This is a genomic window from Pseudoalteromonas sp. 1_2015MBL_MicDiv (assembly GCF_002407505.1).
Classification (GTDB): Bacteria; Pseudomonadota; Gammaproteobacteria; order Enterobacterales; family Alteromonadaceae; genus Pseudoalteromonas; species Pseudoalteromonas fuliginea.
The window spans coordinates 954,366-971,379 of sequence record NZ_CP012737.1; the positions used below are offsets into that span (position 1 = coordinate 954,366).

The 17,014-nt window shown below is 37.5% G+C and carries 15 protein-coding genes, 1 tRNA gene and 2 pseudogenes; 14 read left to right on the forward strand and 4 right to left on the reverse strand.

The window, feature by feature from the left end; all coding sequences use genetic code 11:
* Nucleotides 1–180: 180 nt before the first annotated feature.
* Nucleotides 181–852, reverse strand: a complete 672-nt coding sequence (mutH, locus tag AOR04_RS04205) for a DNA mismatch repair endonuclease MutH (protein WP_096792626.1) — start codon at nt 850–852, stop codon at nt 181–183.
* A 426-nt stretch (nt 853–1,278) separates the two neighbouring features.
* On the opposite strand from mutH, the gene rppH reads away from it, so the two are divergent.
* The 11 genes from rppH to AOR04_RS04260 all read left to right on the forward strand — a co-directional run bounded on the left by rppH (nt 1,279) and on the right by AOR04_RS04260 (nt 11,265).
* Entirely contained in the window at nt 1,279–1,797 is a 519-nt protein-coding gene (gene rppH / locus AOR04_RS04210; RefSeq protein WP_002958704.1) for an RNA pyrophosphohydrolase, read from the forward strand.
* Nucleotides 1,798–2,026: 229 nt separating this feature from the next.
* Nucleotides 2,027–4,291: a phosphoenolpyruvate--protein phosphotransferase gene (ptsP, locus tag AOR04_RS04215; RefSeq protein ID WP_096792627.1), complete on the forward strand. Its 2,265-nt coding sequence runs from the start codon at nt 2,027–2,029 to the stop codon at nt 4,289–4,291.
* Between the two features lie 90 nt (nt 4,292–4,381).
* The gene (locus AOR04_RS04220; protein WP_096792628.1) at nt 4,382–5,191 is read left to right on the forward strand and encodes a sulfite exporter TauE/SafE family protein; all 810 of its coding nucleotides are present in this window, start codon (nt 4,382–4,384) and stop codon (nt 5,189–5,191) included.
* 12 nt (nt 5,192–5,203) lie between these two features.
* Nucleotides 5,204–6,007 (forward strand): prolipoprotein diacylglyceryl transferase, encoded by an 804-nt coding sequence (gene lgt, locus AOR04_RS04225; RefSeq protein ID WP_096792629.1) that lies wholly within the window; start codon nt 5,204–5,206, stop codon nt 6,005–6,007.
* Between the two features lie 10 nt (nt 6,008–6,017).
* Nucleotides 6,018–6,869 (forward strand): thymidylate synthase, encoded by an 852-nt coding sequence (locus AOR04_RS04230; RefSeq protein ID WP_007377511.1) that lies wholly within the window; start codon nt 6,018–6,020, stop codon nt 6,867–6,869.
* Nucleotides 6,870–6,890: 21 nt separating this feature from the next.
* Nucleotides 6,891–7,769, forward strand: coding sequence for a UTP--glucose-1-phosphate uridylyltransferase GalU (gene galU, locus AOR04_RS04235; RefSeq protein WP_007377510.1), 879 nt, complete (start codon nt 6,891–6,893; stop codon nt 7,767–7,769).
* A 551-nt stretch (nt 7,770–8,320) separates the two neighbouring features.
* Nucleotides 8,321–8,998, forward strand: a complete 678-nt coding sequence (locus AOR04_RS04240) for an SPOR domain-containing protein (RefSeq protein WP_096792630.1) — start codon at nt 8,321–8,323, stop codon at nt 8,996–8,998.
* A 139-nt stretch (nt 8,999–9,137) separates the two neighbouring features.
* On the forward strand, nt 9,138–9,731 hold the full coding sequence (locus AOR04_RS04245) for a FlgO family outer membrane protein (protein ID WP_096792631.1): 594 nt from the start codon (nt 9,138–9,140) through the stop codon (nt 9,729–9,731).
* 13 nt (nt 9,732–9,744) lie between these two features.
* Nucleotides 9,745–10,440: a FlgO family outer membrane protein gene (locus AOR04_RS04250; RefSeq protein WP_007377506.1), complete on the forward strand. Its 696-nt coding sequence runs from the start codon at nt 9,745–9,747 to the stop codon at nt 10,438–10,440.
* Nucleotides 10,441–10,447: 7 nt separating this feature from the next.
* Nucleotides 10,448–11,119, forward strand: coding sequence for a FlgO family outer membrane protein (locus AOR04_RS04255; protein ID WP_096794081.1), 672 nt, complete (start codon nt 10,448–10,450; stop codon nt 11,117–11,119).
* Nucleotides 11,120–11,190: 71 nt separating this feature from the next.
* Nucleotides 11,191–11,265, forward strand: a tRNA-Arg gene (locus AOR04_RS04260).
* A 94-nt stretch (nt 11,266–11,359) separates the two neighbouring features.
* On the opposite strand, the gene AOR04_RS04265 is transcribed toward AOR04_RS04260, so the two are convergent.
* Together AOR04_RS04265 and AOR04_RS04270 are read right to left on the reverse strand one after the other, a co-directional pair.
* The gene (locus tag AOR04_RS04265) at nt 11,360–12,739 is read right to left on the reverse strand and encodes a hypothetical protein (protein ID WP_096792632.1); all 1,380 of its coding nucleotides are present in this window, start codon (nt 12,737–12,739) and stop codon (nt 11,360–11,362) included.
* Nucleotides 12,726–13,814, reverse strand: a complete 1,089-nt coding sequence (locus AOR04_RS04270) for a nucleoid-associated protein (protein WP_096792633.1) — start codon at nt 13,812–13,814, stop codon at nt 12,726–12,728. The genes AOR04_RS04265 and AOR04_RS04270 overlap by 14 nt, the downstream gene beginning before the upstream one ends.
* A gap of 323 nt (nt 13,815–14,137) precedes the next feature.
* On the opposite strand from AOR04_RS04270, the pseudogene AOR04_RS04275 reads away from it, so the two are divergent.
* From AOR04_RS04275 to AOR04_RS04285, 3 genes and pseudogenes are all read left to right on the forward strand, one after another.
* A pseudogene (locus AOR04_RS04275) lies at nt 14,138–14,272 on the forward strand (Mobile element protein); the annotation flags it as partial.
* 91 nt (nt 14,273–14,363) lie between these two features.
* A pseudogene (locus AOR04_RS04280) lies at nt 14,364–14,498 on the forward strand (Mobile element protein); the annotation flags it as partial.
* A gap of 160 nt (nt 14,499–14,658) precedes the next feature.
* Entirely contained in the window at nt 14,659–15,633 is a 975-nt protein-coding gene (locus tag AOR04_RS04285; RefSeq protein WP_007377502.1) for a transposase, read from the forward strand.
* Between the two features lie 351 nt (nt 15,634–15,984).
* Here the strand turns inward: AOR04_RS04285 and AOR04_RS04290 are convergent, their stop codons facing one another.
* On the reverse strand, nt 15,985–16,917 hold the full coding sequence (locus AOR04_RS04290) for an exopolyphosphatase (protein WP_096792634.1): 933 nt from the start codon (nt 16,915–16,917) through the stop codon (nt 15,985–15,987).
* Nucleotides 16,918–17,014 lie beyond the last annotated feature (97 nt).

The window sequence follows — 17,014 nt, forward strand, 5'->3', positions numbered from 1 at the left end:
ATTTTTAATTTTAGATGATAAAATCCTCGCACAAGCGGGGATTTTTTATGCCTGATACTTTTATTCAAAGAAATGAAAATAAGTTGTAGACGTTAAGCTTGCTGACGCGCGCACGCAGTGCGAAAAGGAAGATTCACAAATAATAACTCTTTGTTTAAGTCTTACTACTTTACAGAGCACTCAAAGCTGAAATTGCTGTTTTAAAATCTCGCCAGTAAAGCTGGTTTTTAGATAAAAGCCACGGGGCAGGGTTTTTATTATTTGCCCATTAGGGCCAATGGCATCAGTGACTATTTTGCTATGGGCCGCTTTTGGGCGTATTTGCATTGCATCGCCTAAATGGCCCGATATTTCGTCAATTCGGCCAAGTGCAATTAACTCCATTTGCTCTTCCCAGTCGCGCTGTAATAAAGCGTCCTGCTCAGGTGTGGGTTGCCATAAAAAGCCACTGCCGATTGTTCTATCAAATGGAGCAATATCACGCTCGCTTAAAATAGGTAGCCATAAAACGTGATTAAGCTTTTTGCGAACGCTGCTGGCATGCCACGTCATCCCCGTCACGTTCATTAGTGGCGTTACAGATACAAATGTTGTTTCCAGTGGTTTCCCTTTATAAGAAATAGGGAGTGTTTTTAGCTCTATGCCTAAATCTTCAAAATCGGGTAGTGGTTTAGAGCCTGCAGTTGCACCTAAAACGTATTCTATTAATTGTCCCGTCCAGCCTTTTTCTCGCAGTAAATCGTCAGGCGTTTTAAAGTTATACTCATTGGCTAATTGGCCAAGTGTCAGGCCTGCAATATTATCAACCCGCTTTATTAGGTCATTAATTGAATGTGGTTTTGTTGGTCGCATATCACTAATTTGAGTTGAATAAATCACCTTGTCATGATAGCAAATCAGCTAAGCCGTGGATATCTTTGCGTTTGTGTGTTTTTTGTACATGAGGTGTTTGCTGTAATTTTACACACGCTAAAAAGTGAGCGAATTAACTTAAGTAACTGAACTGCTTTGTAATTTTGTGTTTTATAGTTCAGCTTTAATTAAGTGAGATTAGAGTTGTAGGGATAAATACAGATGTATGAACAAGTTTATCCACAGATTCTGTGGAGAAAGTCAGTTTTTAGATCTGATATTGTGGATTTGTTTGCAAAATGAGCGTGTTTTACAAAAGTTATGCACAAGCTGTGGGTAAGCAGAGTAAAACTCGTAATAGTATTTGCCGTATTGCGGGTTATGTGGAACAATCATAAAAAATCGACTTACAAATGAGGCACTAAGGTGATTGATGCCGAAGGTTTTCGTGCCAATGTCGGAATTGTAATTTGCAATAATCAGGGGCAAGTGTTTTGGGCCAGACGCTATGGTCAACATTCTTGGCAATTTCCCCAAGGTGGTGTTGATGATGGTGAAACCGCAGAACAAACCATGTACCGCGAATTACACGAAGAAGTAGGGCTGCGACCAGAAGATGTAGAAATAGTCGCAAGTTCAAAACATTGGTTACGCTATAAATTACCCAAACGATTAATCCGCCGGGACTCTAGTCCGGTGTGTATTGGGCAAAAACAAAAATGGTTTTTACTAAAATTACGCTGTAAAGACGAAGATGTAAATTTACTTAAAACCCATCATCCTGAATTTGATGATTGGCGCTGGGTAAGTTATTGGTACCCTGTAAGACAGGTTGTATCGTTTAAACGGGATGTTTATCGACGTGTAATGAAAGAGTTTGCTCCCTTTGCCATGCCTTTTAATAAGAGAGAACAACATAAAGATCACTGGCGAAGTAAAAGGTAGTTAACTAAGTAACCTGGACTCTGGATAATAAATCTATCTCGAGCAGCTATTTTCAGCGTTCACTGCGTTGAATTTACTTAAAATAGGCAAGCTATTGACGCGTAAGTTCGCCTTGTTTTCACTGAAAATCTCTGGCTAGAGAAAATAAAGTTAAATATCACCATGATTCAATACGTTAGTAAATCTCTTAACCAGAGTTCAGGTTAAGTATAAAATAAAGGAGCAGGGTATGCTGGCTACACTGAGATCTATTGCGGAGTCTGTATCGCGACAAGCGAATTTAGACAGCGCATTAGTGTGCTTTGTGCAAATGGTGAAAGATGCCATGAAAACCCAGTGCTGCTCCATTTATTTTGCAGATTACAGCCAAGACAATTTTGTACTTATGGCAACCGAAGGACTAAACCCCGATGCGGTAGGTAAGTTTAGAATTGGTTTTACCGAAGGTTTAGTTGGCCTAGTAGCGCAACGCGAAGAACCTATTAATATTGCATTTGCTAAATCGCATCCGCGTTTTAAGCTCTCCCCTGAAGTAAATGAAGAAGGCTACAACGCTTTTTTATCTGTACCCGTTGTTCATCAAAAAAAAGTACTGGGTGTTATTGTTGTTCAACAAAAAATGGCGCGTGTATTCAGTCAAGATGAAGAGTCATTTTTAATTACGCTTTCTGCTCAACTGGCTTCACAGTTAGCACATGCCGAAATTAAAGAAGTTTTGCGCCAAGATGAATCATCTCATCAAACATCGGTATTAAAAGGCGTATCGAGTGCGCCGGGCATCGGTATTGGACAGGCATTTGTACTTTTGCCTAAACTTGATTTTAAATCGATTGAACTCAAAAAAGATCATGATACAACAGAGCAGCGCCGTTTGTTTACACAAGCCGTAGCTGCAACACGTAAAGAATTTAGTACCCTTTCGATGACGCTAAGTGATTCTATTCCGCACGAAGCTCTTGCTGTATTTGATGTTTACCAACAGCTGCTTGATGCAAAAAGTTTAGGCCACAATGTAGAAATGCAATTACAAGAAGGCTGGTGTGCTAAAAGTGCATTAAAAATTGTAATAGAGCGTTTAATATCTCAATTTAATGCCATGCAAGACCCTTACATAAAAGAGCGCGCCGTTGATGTTAAAGACATTGGCTTGCGGGTACTGCATCATCTTGTAAATACCGAACATGCTGTTAAAAATTACCCACCCAATACAATTTTGATTGCCAATACGTTAACACCAGCAATGCTTGCAGAAGTACCAAAAGGGCATTTAACCGGTGTCGTTAGTGTAAATGGCTCTGCAAATAGTCACGCGTCTATATTAACGCGTGCAATGGGTATTCCTGCTATTTGGGGTATAGAGGATTTACCTTTATTGCAGTTTGACGGTAAATCAATGATTTTAGATGCATTTGCAGGGCGTTTATACATATCGCCATCGCAAATGTTAATGGATGAATACACCGAATTACAGCATCAAGATAATCTACTTAATAATCGCTTTTTAGCGGAGCAAGACTCAGAATCAATTACGCTTGACGGTGAGCATGTTAGCTTATTATTGAACGCAGGCCTTGAGCTTAATATCGAGCAAAGTAGTTCACATATTTGTGACGGTGTAGGGCTTTATCGAACCGAAGCGTGGTTTATGCAAAAAGGTCAGTTTCCTTCGCAATCAGAGCAAGAAAATTGGTATCGAGAAGTACTAACTAGCTATCATCCCAATCCTGTGGTTATGCGAACATTAGACATAGGTGGCGATAAGGTTCTTGATTACTTTAACATAACCGAAGAAAACCCATTTTTAGGTTGGCGTGGTATTCGTATCAGCCTTGATCACCCTGAATTGTTTTTAGATCAACTCAAAGCCATGCTTAAAGCCAATATAGGTTTAGGTAATTTAAAAATAATGCTGCCAATGATCAGCGGAACCGAAGAAGTAGACGAGTCACTCGCATTGTTTGAGCAGGCTTATTTTGAGCTAAGTGAAAAATACCCAGAACAACAAATAGAAAGACCCGATATAGGTATTATGCTTGAAGTGCCATCAAGCGTATTTATGCTGCCAGAGTGGTCTAAAAAAGTTGATTTTTGCTCCGTAGGCAGTAACGATTTAACGCAGTATTTATTAGCGGTAGATAGAGCAAATGCCCGAGTTGCTGAGTTGTTTAACCCCTATCACCCTGGCGTACTTAGAGTGCTTAATAAAATAGCCTGCGAGTGCGAACAGTATGAGTTACCTTTTAGTTTATGTGGAGAGTTAGGCGGCGATCCTGAAGGTGCAATACTCCTTATTGCTATGGGATACAGACGTTTAAGCATGAATCTATCATCACTTAATAAAGTTAAGTGGGTACTTAGACGTTTAAGTGTAAGTGATATGGAACAATTACTAACTGCATGTTTGGCGCAGTCGACTGCAAAGCAAGTACTGCGTTTAACACGTAATTTTATGTTAGAACATCACTTAGGTGACTTGTTTTACACGCCAAAATAACTAAATTCGCCGAATTAATTTAAATACGAAGATGCTATTAGTTTTATAATCCTTTAATATATAAGTCTCCAAAGGGTATTTGAGATTACTATGTATGACTTAGGTTTGTTAGTCGCAAGCTGCGCACTACTAGGCTGTATTGTCGGGTTTTTAGCGGGTTTACTAGGCATTGGCGGCGGTTTAATTATTGTCCCTGTACTCAGTGCGTTACTGCTGTCATTTAATGTAACCTCAGCAGATCATGTATTAGTGATTGCTATTGCAACGTCACTTGCTTCTATTTTATTTACCTCCACCTCTTCAGCGTTGGCTCATCATAAAAATGATAATGTGCCTTGGGCAATTGCGCCTTGGGTTATGTCGGGTGTGGCTTTAGGCGCGCTTATTAGCGGCTTTGCAGCTAGCCTTATTCCTGAGCAAATATTGCGCACTGTGTTTGCTGTAAGTGTTGTATTTATAGCAGGGAGAATGGTGCTTTCAACTCGTAATAAACCAATGTCAGAAAAACCGTTACCAGCAGGTCCTATTTTAGGCGGGATTTCGGCAATAATGGGCGGGTTATCAGGTTTGATAGGTATTGGTGGCGGAGCTTTAATAGTCCCTATGCTTAATTATTTTTCGGTTGATATAAAAAAAGCAATTGGTTGTGCCGCAGCCTGCGGAATTGTTATTGCATTATTTGGCTCTGTTGGCTATATCAGTGCCGGCTGGCACGTGACTGATTTAGAACATGGTTTTGCAGGATTTGTGTATCTTCCTGCGTTATTTGGTATTGTATTAACGTCGTGGTTTGTTGCACCTATTGGTGCTAAAGCAACTCATTATTTACCTGTTAATACAATTAAGAAAGTTTTCGCGGTGCTGCTTGTAGTTATCGCAATTAAAATGGTTTTTAGCTAAAGGTTTATTTTTATGGCACTTGAGTTTCCTCAAATCGATCCAATAATTTTTTCAGTTGGGCCACTTAGCGTACGTTGGTACGGCTTAATGTATTTAATAGGTTTTGCATTTGCGATGTGGTTTGCAAATCGTCAAGCGTCAAAACCAAACTCTGGTTGGACTAAAGAGCAAGTAAGCGATTTACTGTTTTACGGCATGTTAGGGGTAATACTAGGCGGGCGTATTGGCTACGTATTGTTTTACCAGTTTAGTTATTTTATAGAAAACCCACTGTATTTATTTAGAATAGATCAGGGCGGCATGTCGTTTCATGGTGGAACACTTGGCGTTATAACCGCCGTCGCAATTTTTTCGTGGACGCGCAAAAAATCGCTTCTTCAAGTAGGCGACTTTGTTGCACCATTGGTTCCTGTAGGGCTTTTAGCCGGACGTATTGGTAACTTTATAAACGGTGAGTTATGGGGCCGAGTTACCGACGTGCCATGGGCAATGGTATTTCCAACGGGCGGGCCGCTTGCGCGTCACCCATCGCAATTATACGAAGCATTTTTTGAAGGCTTAGTGCTTTTTTTAATCTTGCAATGGTTTATTAAAAAGCCTCGTCCGGCAGGCAGCGTTGCCGGTGTGTTTTTATTAGGTTATGGCGTGTTTAGGTTCTGTATTGAATACTTCCGCCAACCAGATGCACAACTCGGTTTATTTGCCGACTTTATTTCAATGGGGCAAATACTTTCGCTTCCTATGATAGTAGGCGGATTAGGGTTATTAATTTGGGCTTATAAGCAACCACAACACGTTACAACAGCTAAGGCATAATACAAAAAACATGAAACAATATTTAAAGTTATGTCAGCGTATTGTTGACGAAGGGCAGTGGGTAGAAAACAAACGTACAGGCACGCGTTGTTTAACTGTAATTAATGCTGATTTAGAATACGATGTAGCTAATAATCAGTTTCCGATGATCACCACACGAAAAAGTTACTACAAAGCAGCGATTGCTGAATTACTAGGTTACTTACGTGGTTACGACAGTGCTGGGCAGTTTCGTGATATTGGCTGTAAAACATGGGATGCTAATGCGAACGATAATAACGCATGGCTTAATAATCCTAACCGTAAAGGTGAGGACGACATGGGACGCGTTTACGGCGTACAAGGGCGTGGTTGGCAACGCCCAGATGGTTCAACACTTGATCAGCTCGCTAAAGTTATTAATAACTTAAAAAATGGCATTGATGACCGTGGTGAGATAATCACGTTTTATAACCCAGGCGAATTTGAGCTTGGTTGTTTGCGCCCGTGTATGCATACGCACACCTTTTCGTTGCTTGGCGATACCTTATATTTAACGTCTTATCAGCGCAGTTGTGATGTGCCGCTTGGCTTGAACTTTAATCAAATACAATGCTTTGTATTATTGGCGCTAGTAGCTCAAATTACTGGTCATAAAGCGGGTAAGGCATACCATAAAATTGCCAATGCACATATTTATGAAAACCAACTTGAGTTGATGCGAGATGTGCAGTTAACACGTCAGCCATTTGCATCGCCTCAACTAAAAATTAATCCAAAAATTAAATCGTTAGAAGATATAGAAACGTGGGTAACACGAGACGATTTCGAAGTAACAGGCTATCAATGCCACGAAGCGATTCAATATCCATTTTCAGTATAATAAAAGATTAAGGAAAACATAATGAAAGCAGTGATCCCCGTAGCGGGCCTTGGTACTCGCATGTTACCAGCAACAAAAGCAATTCCTAAAGAAATGCTTCCAGTGGTAGACCGTCCTTTAATTCAATACGTAGTTAATGAAGCAGTTGCTGCCGGTATTAAAGAGATAGTGCTAGTAACGCATTCAAGTAAAAACTCAATCGAAAATCACTTCGACACCAGTTTTGAACTAGAAGCAACTTTAGAGAAGCGTGTTAAGCGGCAATTACTTGCCGAAGTGCAAGCTATTTGCCCTAAAGACGTAACCATTATTCACGTACGCCAAGGTGAAGCCAAAGGCCTAGGGCATGCTATTAGCTGCGCGGCACCGATTATTGGTAACGAACCATTCGTAGTTATTTTACCAGACGTAATTATTGATGATGTAGAGAGCGATCTTAAAAAAGATAACTTAGCAGAAATGATCGCACACTTTAACGAAACCAAGCACAGCCAAATTATGGTAGAGCCAGTACCAATGGCACAAGTAAACCAATTTGGTGTAGTTGATTTAGGTGACGTTGAGTTAAAGCAGGGCGAAAGCTCGCCAATTATGAATATGGTAGAAAAACCACCTGTAGACGAAGCACCATCAAACTTAGCGGTAGTGGGTCGTTATGTGTTAAGTGAAAATATCTGGCCTTTACTTGCAAAAACTCCGCAAGGGGCAGGCGATGAAATTCAGTTAACAGATGCAATTGCGATGCTTATGGAGCACGAAAAAGTAGATGCATACGCTATAAAAGGCCGTAGCCACGACTGTGGAAGTAAAGTTGGTTATTTAAAAGCGACTATTGAATTTGCACTACGCCGTGATGAATTTGCAGATGAACTAAAAGCATTTATTAAAGCGTTGATTTAATTTAAAAGATAACGTTAATAATAAAAAGGCGCCAACATGGCGCCTTTTTTAATGTTTAACCAGAGCTCTGGTTAAGAGATATACTAACATATTGAATTATGGTGATATTTATATTTATTTTCTCTAGCCAGAGGTTTTCAGTGAAAACAAGGCTAATTTACGCGTCAATAGCTTTTGGGGATGAAGTTATTATCGAAATTGTGGGTTAAATACACTGTTGCAAACGTAGTATCTAAAAATACAACAACTCAAAAACTGTTGTTATTTTAAGGATTGAATATGTTTAAATGCGCGGTTTTTAAGTTATATTGTTGTTTTTGTGTTAATTGGCACTAAATTTGTATTAAATGTTTTCTTAAGGATAAAGGGACCCGCGTTAATTGTTTTTTAAAACACAATTAAAGCTGAAATGAGTTGTTCCCATGGCCTATTTAAAGTTAAACACTTAGTACCAACTTGCAATAATGTTTAATTAAGCGAATTGGTATAATTTATAAGAATGTTTAGCTGAAATGTAAGTGTAATTACACTGCTTTCAGGATAACGAATACATGTTTAAACATAAAAATAATAATAAAAATATAATTCTGAGTCTTTTAACGTTTGTATTTTGTACTGCCTGTGCTTCTACATCAGAAGTAAACCAGTTAGAGCAACCAAATAATTTACCAGAATATGTGTCAATCACAGCCTTAGAGCTTGCTCAGTTAAAAGATGCAGCAATGCAATGGCAACAAGCTAGAGCGGGCCTTGAGCGTATTTTAAGGCTCGAAAAAGAGATCACTTATTTAGTTGACCATATCGACATTATTAACACTAAAGCGATAACGCAATCCAACCAACGTTATACTCGTGCTGATACACGCAATCCTACAGCTGCTCATACCATAAAGGCGCTTTCGAAAGCGCCTAAACATAGCTACAGTAAAAAACGGGCTGTAAAATTAAATACGCTTAAGCATTCATTTTCATTACAAGTGGCATCAGTTAGCTCTGAGCCAAGCTTAAAAAAAGTATGGCAAAACCTGAACATACAGGCAGCTCCATTGTTTAGAAAAAAAATAGAGACTAACGTAGAGCAAATCCGTATTAACGATAAAACATTTTACCGCTTAAAACTGGGTTCATATCAAAAGTTAAATAACGCCAAAGCAGATTGCGAAGTATTTAAACTTTATAAACTCGATTGCATAGTAAGTAGTTACACAGATAAACCCATTAAACTATAGTTTAAACAAATAGTTGAGGTAGGCATGTTAATCGGGTTTAGGTTAAGCATTGGTGTAGGTTAACTAGCAAAATTATTCAAACACCTTTTAGGCATAATAATTGCTTCATCTTTTGTATATTTGAAAGAGGATGGCAATTATGCGCCTTTTATTACCCCTATTATTAGTTAACTTAGCCGCTTGCAGTTTGATACCGCAACCAGCGCCAATTATAAGCACACACGCTCCTAAAGCGGCTATGGCACCTTACACAGTTAATGATTATGTAAATACGCTAACAGTGCAGCTTAGTCATTTAAAAGAGCCGTTAAGTCGTAACTCCCGCATTGGTGTAAGTAGCTTTTATTTTGCTGATGGGCTCGACACCAAGTTAATGACAGAGCAAGCTTCAGGGCTTAGCCAACAAATCCAAGAAAGTCTATTAACCCAAATGACCCAGCTTGGTTACCATACGGTAGAGTATAGATTAGACAATAATATAACATTATCGAGTAATGCCGATAATGTACTAAGTCGCGATTTAAATAAATTACGTGAACGTCAAAAAATTGACTTAATAGTTACCGGTACTGTGACTCGTCAGCAGCATGCATATATAGTAAATGCGCGACTAGTTAATATAAACAGCAAACAAGTTTTATCAGCAGGCAGTACCGAGATCCCTATTAATGTAATGTGGGGAAATGAAAAAATTCAGCAGCGCGACGGCCTTTTATACCGCAGCGAATACTAATTTGGAGCACAAAATGAGAAACCTACTAATTACATTATGTTTGCCATTGGGATTTGGCTGTTCGCAAATGTTTAATGGCATGGAGTCAGAACAAGTAGAAGAACCGCAAAGCAATAGCCCTGTAATGCTTGTAAGTGAGCAACGCGAAGTTGCGTCGCCTGTTGTAAATAATCAACTTTTTCAGTCTGGGTTGGTTGAGCAAAATAACTACACTAAATCAATGCCCGCCAAGCGTAAAAATATTAACCATTACGTGCGTGGCATAATGCAAGACATGGTCGAAAACTTACAGTACGTAAATGATAAAACACCACTTGCTGTTTCAAGCTTTGTATTTTTAGATGATAACTACAACGATGGCAGTTTATTAGGAAATCAGATATCAGAAAGCTTTATGCACGAACTGCATAGTTTTGGTATACCGGTCATTGATTTTAAAACAACCGACTTTATGCGAGTAACACCGGCGGGTGACTTTGTATTTAGTCGCGACTATTTAGAGTTAAATCAAGATCAAAACTTTAACTACGTCCTAGCCGGTACCTTAGTGAGCCACCAAGGGGGGGTATTAGTAAATGCTCGTATTGTTGGTTTAAAAAGTAAAGCGGTTGTAGGCAGTGCACAAGGCTTTATTCCTCAGTCAGTTGTTGATGCGCTTAACAGCAGCTACCGAACTGATGGCATAATGCTTAAGCAAGCGGATGAGTGAGGTGATTATGCGTCATACATTAAACAGCGTTCTTAGCGCTTTTAGCATGCTAGCATTGGCAGGGTGTTCTATGACACACATTACTCAACAGCAACAAAACACAAATACCCGCGTAGATGTAAGCACACAGCATGAGCAAACACCGGAAATGCTGTCGTCGGCTAAAGTAGATGTACATGACGAATACGATTCATCACAACAATTTATGCCCCTTAACCACCATCAAACATTGGTTAATTATGTAGAGCAAATGGCCCTCGATCTAGTCGACACCCTCGAATCAGGTAATGATACTAATGCGCATTTAAATATTGCGGTTACAACCTTAGTTAATTTAGATGCCACACTAAACAACACGAATCAGCTTGGTAATCAAATATCTGAAACCTTAATCCATCAATTACAAAAATTTGGTTATGGTGTTGTTGATTTTAAAACCACAGAAACCATAGACGTAAATAGCCGTGGCGACTTTGTTTTATCGCGTGATATAGCAAAACTTAATGAAGACCAAATGGCCAGCCACGTACTTGCAGGTACTTTAATTTATCGACGTAATGGCGTTGCGGTCAATGCGCGTGTTATTAACATAGACACCAAGCAAGTTGTTGCCACTAGCCGAAAATTAATACCGTTATACGTACTAAATAAAGAAGATATATACTTATCAAGCAATTAAGTTCAGTTGTCGCTTGATATAAAAAACCAGATACCGTTATAATTCACACCTCTAAGCACACGCTTATTTGTGGCCTCTTAGTTAAATGGATATAACGGCCCCCTCCTAAGGGGCAGTTGCAAGTTCGATTCTTGCAGGGGCTACCAATTAAATCAATGAGTTATATTTTAACTTCCACTCTATTTAATTTCTGTGTAGCACATATGTAGCACCGTGAAAGCTATTTGAGTTATAAGCTTATTAGAGAAAAAAATACACTACCTTCGATAGAGATGAGAATACACAGAGGAAATCATCGAGTGATACAGGGGTATTTATGAAGTCTAAATTAAAAAAGTTAGAAATTGCTGCTCTTTCTTTTAAAAGTAATAGCACAGTCGCAATCAAGGTTGGTAACCAACATAAAATTTTATAATAGCGAATCTTCGTATTTCGGTCTGCTATCCTATTTCCTATATTATTAACAATATCTGTTAAATTATTAAGTACCGGTTGAGTCTCAAGCTTTTCTTCGCATTCATCTTTAAGGCGATTAAAGGCAAATTCACTACTTTTTTCTATTTGTTCTAACCTCAGGATTTGGTCGTTTATCATCCAACTATTGAAAAGACCAGTAATTAGTACCCCGCTAATCACAAAAGTATAACTATAGATGTCATCAACTTTTGCTAATGCACCTAAACTAACTAAAACAATAGGTATAGCGTATAGTCTTATTTGTATATCATTTAAGACAGAGCTTACCTTCTCCGCATATTCAAAGCCTTTTTCTTCCACTTGTAGTTGAAATTCACCAATAGCAAAGTTATGTATGAAGACTTCATAATGTTCATAGTAAGAGTTTTTAATTTTATCTAAATTTTCAAATAGTATGCGAGGTTTCAAATCATCGTTAGTGTCGCTAGTAATAACTTTTCGTAGTGTATCTACAAGTGCCAATTTAAAAAATGATTGCCTATCCTGATGGTGTAAATTACCATGATCATCCTTAGAAATAAGCATCGAAATATCATCAATAGGAGAAATATCTTCTAGGTTAACTAGCTTCTGAAGATTGTTTATTTTTATCTCTAAAGGCTTAGCAAATTTATCATCTTCACCTTTTATGAAAAAGTATAGGATCAATCCGTCAGCTGTTTCTTTATCTATATCAGAGGCTTGAGTTAAAAAATTTATCCACTTTATAATTTCATCGAATTTAAGCACTGATTTTAAATCTAATTCACTACAGCTTTTGTAGTTTTTCTCTATTAGATAGAAATACTTAGGTAAGCTTTCCCCTTTAATTAAAGAGCTTGAAAGATTACTAAATAGATGCATTTCATTTTTATAAAAACAGAATTGATTTCCAGTGTACAAGTTAAATTCAATCTTTAAATTATTACATGTAGCTTCGGGTCTTATATTTTCCTTATTTGCTTCAACAAAATCTATTTGTAAGTCAAAGTTTCTAAATTCAGTACTGTGGTCAATAATGACTATAAGTAAGTTAGCTTGTTTCTCAGACAGAATTAATTCTTTAGAGTCAACTAAAGATAACGTTCCATTTAAACATGCAAATGAATCAGGCTCAGTTAAATATAATTCGACTGTGGATTCAAATAGTTTAAGAGCGTTCATTTATATCTATTTTGTTGTTATTTAATAAGGTTGCTTGATATATAGCCTCTTTGACCTCAAGGGTAATCATTTCACCTTTGATAATTACATCATTAGTTTCTTTATTAAAAAGAATTGGTTTATTTGAATCCGAGGAAGATCCAACCAGGCCTATTTTGTCTTGATTAAAATTAAAATTAAAAACTTCAGTTGAGTAGTATATGTTTGCAAGCTTATTAACATTATCCTTTCTAGCCTGAAATGTAGCAGGCATTTCATATTTCTCTTGTTTACTAAACGCCAAGAAACTTTCTTTTTCTTCTTGTGAACACGTATCTGGGAGGTATGAAACAGCTATTTCTTCAATTTTTGAAAGGTGAACTTCTTTATCAATATTATCAGATAAATATTTGACGAGTTGGGCTCTAGCATTCTTTAATGAGGAGTTGTCTACTTTAAACTGAGTTAAAAAATCTCGTAAAACAATAGGAGCTTTGTTTACAGCTCTGGCTGGTGTGATTCTATCAATACACCCAAATGCATTAGCAAAATAGTCTGTATCTTTGCCTTTACCTATAAAGCTAAGGTAATTTTTTTCGTAATTGCCATTTAATGACTTTAAGTAGCCACTTGTATTCACATCAACAGCTTGATGTAGTTTGCTTAGATCTACATGAATTTCTTTAGTCGGTTTTAAGTTTGTTAACTTTATACCTGCTGTATTTTTTATCATAGCAGCCATAAATCTAGTATCATTATATGACCCATATTCAATGAAGCAAATATAGCCACCTTTACTATTTGTATGGTTAATCTCTTTGTGTAATGACTGCATTGTAGCGTTTGTGAGACTAAGGAATAAGTTACTTCTTTTGCTTTCATCTACTTCATTATTTAAATCTATCAAACCTTTTGGAAAATCTCTATTTTCCTTAAACTGTCCCCATAGCACCGCTGTACGGTTTTCTTTTATTTTTATAAGCTGTGTTGCTAAATCAAGAATGATAGAGTTATCTAAATCCAGTAAATCAGTGGCAATATCTGGTTTTTTATCTTTGAAAAGTTCATGGATTACGAATCTTTGAATCACAGCCATTTTTTAATCCTTTTTATTAGTGTGATGATTTTAATTTAAATTCAACTGGTTGTACATACAGTACTTAGCTGTAACTAACAACTACATAAGAACAATAAAGCTTTTCCTTTTAAAATTATAGTAATTTACTTGATTTAGAAGTAATTCATAAGAAAGTACAGTTATTTACAGAACTCCAAGTTAAGATCTTTTTTGCCAATCTGGCAAATAGTGAACTAATCAAAACAACAATGTAAAACAACAAAGACACCCATACTAATTTTTGCACTTTGTAAAACGAAGTACTAGTCTTTATTTAGTGCAAAAAACAAGCAGGATGTTACATGGCAATCGCAAGAAAGCGTCAAGTAAGTTTGGTTGATACAAAATATTATCACTGTATTTCACGTTGTGTTCGCCGTGCTTTTTTATGTGGCGAAGACCATTTCACCGGTCAATCTTATGAGCATCGTAGAGGTTGAAAACAACAAAGACACCCATTCTAATTTTTGCACTTTGTAAAACGAAGTACTAGGCTTTATTTAGTGCAAAAAACAAGCAGGGTGTTACATGGCAATCGCAAGAAAGCGTCAAGTAAGTTTGATTGATACAAAATATTATCACTGTATTTCACGTTGTGTTCGTCGTGCTTTTTTATGTGGCGAAGACCATTTTACCGGTCAATCTTATGAGCATCGTAGAGGTGGAAACAACAAAGACACCCATTCTAATTTTGCACTTTATTAAGAATAACAAAGGCACCCATTCTAATTTTTGTAACAAACAAAGACACCCATTCTAATTTTGCACTTTATGAAACGAAGTACTAGGCTTTATTTAGTGCAAAAAACAAGCAGGGTGTTACATGGCAATCGCAAGAAAGCGCCAAGTAAGTTTGGTCGATACAAAATATTATCACTGTATTTCACGTTGTGTTCGCCGTGCTTTTTTATGTGGCGAAGACCATTTCACCGGTCAATCTTATGAGCATCGTAGAGGTTGGGTTGAAGATAAGCTGCTTGAATTAGCTAAGGTATTTTGTATTGATGTATGCGCTTATGCAGTGATGAGTAATCACACTCACTTAGTACTGTATGTTGATGATAAAAAAGCAAACAGGCTGAATGATAAAGCGATTGTTATTCGCTGGCATAAACTCTGTAAAGGCACATTGTTAACGCAGAAATATGTACAAGGTGAAAAGCTAAGTAAAGCTGAACTTATCTTTTTTAATCAAACAGTAAAGGAATACCGAGAGCGCTTATCAAGTATTAGCTGGTTTATGAGGTTATTAAATGAAGACATTGCGCGCAGAGCAAATAAAGAAGATAACTGTACTGGCCGTTTTTGGGAGGGACGATTTAGATCCCAAGCATTATTAGATGAAGCAGCACTTGCCGCCTGTATGGCGTATGTCGATTTAAATCCCATCAGAGCCAAAATGGCAAATACACCAGAGGAATCAGACCATACCAGCATCAAACAACGCTTAACACGGGCAAACGAAGGCAAGCAACCAAAACAACTGCTCCGCTTTGCAGGCATGCCACGTCAAATAATGCCAAAAGGACTCCCGTTTGAGCTTAAATCGTATCTTGAACTTGTTGAGTTAACAGGGCGTTGTATGCGAGAAGATAAACGCGGGTATATTGAAAGTACACGCTTACCCTTACTCGAAAGAGTAAATATCTCCCCCGAAAACTGGTTAAAACTCACCACACAATTTACACGCGTATTTCACGGTGCAGTAGGGAGGCCCACTTCACAAGTGAGTTACTGTGAAAACTTAAACCGAAAACGGCGAGCGAATATAAGTAACTGCGAAAAGCTACTCGCATAACGTTTAAACAACTCAATAAAAATTAAAACTGCAATGATGCAGCTATTTTCATGCGCGTAATTTAAGTTTAACAGTGATAATGGCTTATTTGGTAATCCCCCCGAAAAATAATAATATAAAAAGAAATGAATTCTTGGTCAAAAAAGTAAATTTAATGACACAATATTATTTGTACAATTAGATAGAGTGGCTGTCCTGTTTAATCAGTTTAATCAGCCTTTTACTTCGAGTATGAGTTCTCCATCGTAATAGCTTTGTAAGTATGCTTTATTATTTTTATACACAAAAAAAGCGAGTAAACGTCAATTTACTCGCTCTATTAATAGTTTAAAAAATGCTAAATTTTAATGCCTAACCATCACTTGTAATTGTATCGATTAACTCACTAAGTACGGCTTCTGCTTGGCTTGTTTCTACTTGGCAAGTACCTGCATTTAAGTGCCCGCCACCATTATATTTTAAGCATAGCTCGCCAACATTGGTGTTTGAGGTACGGTTGGTGATTGATTTACCAATTGCGTACACTACGTTTTGCTTTTTAAGGCCCCACAGTTTATGAATTGAGATGTTGCAGTTGAGGTACATGGCGTAAATAACAAAGCGGTTGGTAGCGTAAATAGTTTCTTCTTGGGTTAAATCAAGTACCACTAAATTTTTATGGACAGTGGCGCATTGAGTAATTTGCTCTTTTGCTTTTTCGTTATGCTCGTTATATAAAGCAACACGTTCGGCTACATCTTCTATTTGCAGTATTTGTTCAATGCTTTGGTTTTTACAGGCGTCAATGAGTTTCATCATTAATTGGTAGTTTGAAATTTTAAACTCACGGAAACGGCCTAACCCTGTGCGTGCATCCATAATGAAGTTCATTAATACCCAATCTGTTGGGTTTAATATTTCGTCTTTTGAAAACTGAGCGGCATCACCTTTGTCTACGGCGTCCATCATTTCAACTGAGATGTTCGGAAATTTTTCAGCGCCACCATAATAGTCATAAACTACACGTGCAGCCGAAGGGGCTTGCGGATCAATAATATGGTTTTTAATGTCGTTTGAGTTACGTACGGTTTCGCTAAGGTGATGATCAAACGCTATATGACAACCTGCAACGTAGGGAAGGTTGGTGGTAATGTCGTTTTCGGTAATGTCTATTTTACCATCTTGCATGTCTTTTGGATGAACAAACAAAATGTCGTCAATTAGGTCTAAGTCTTTTAAAAGGACGGCGCATACTAGGCCATCAAAATCACTGCGTGTAACAAGTCTAAATTTATTATTGGACATAGCTATTCCATCATTTTAATTGAGTTATCAATTGAGTGTAACAGTAAATATATTATTTGAGAGGTCTGCTTTAAAAAATTTATAAAAATAAAAAGGC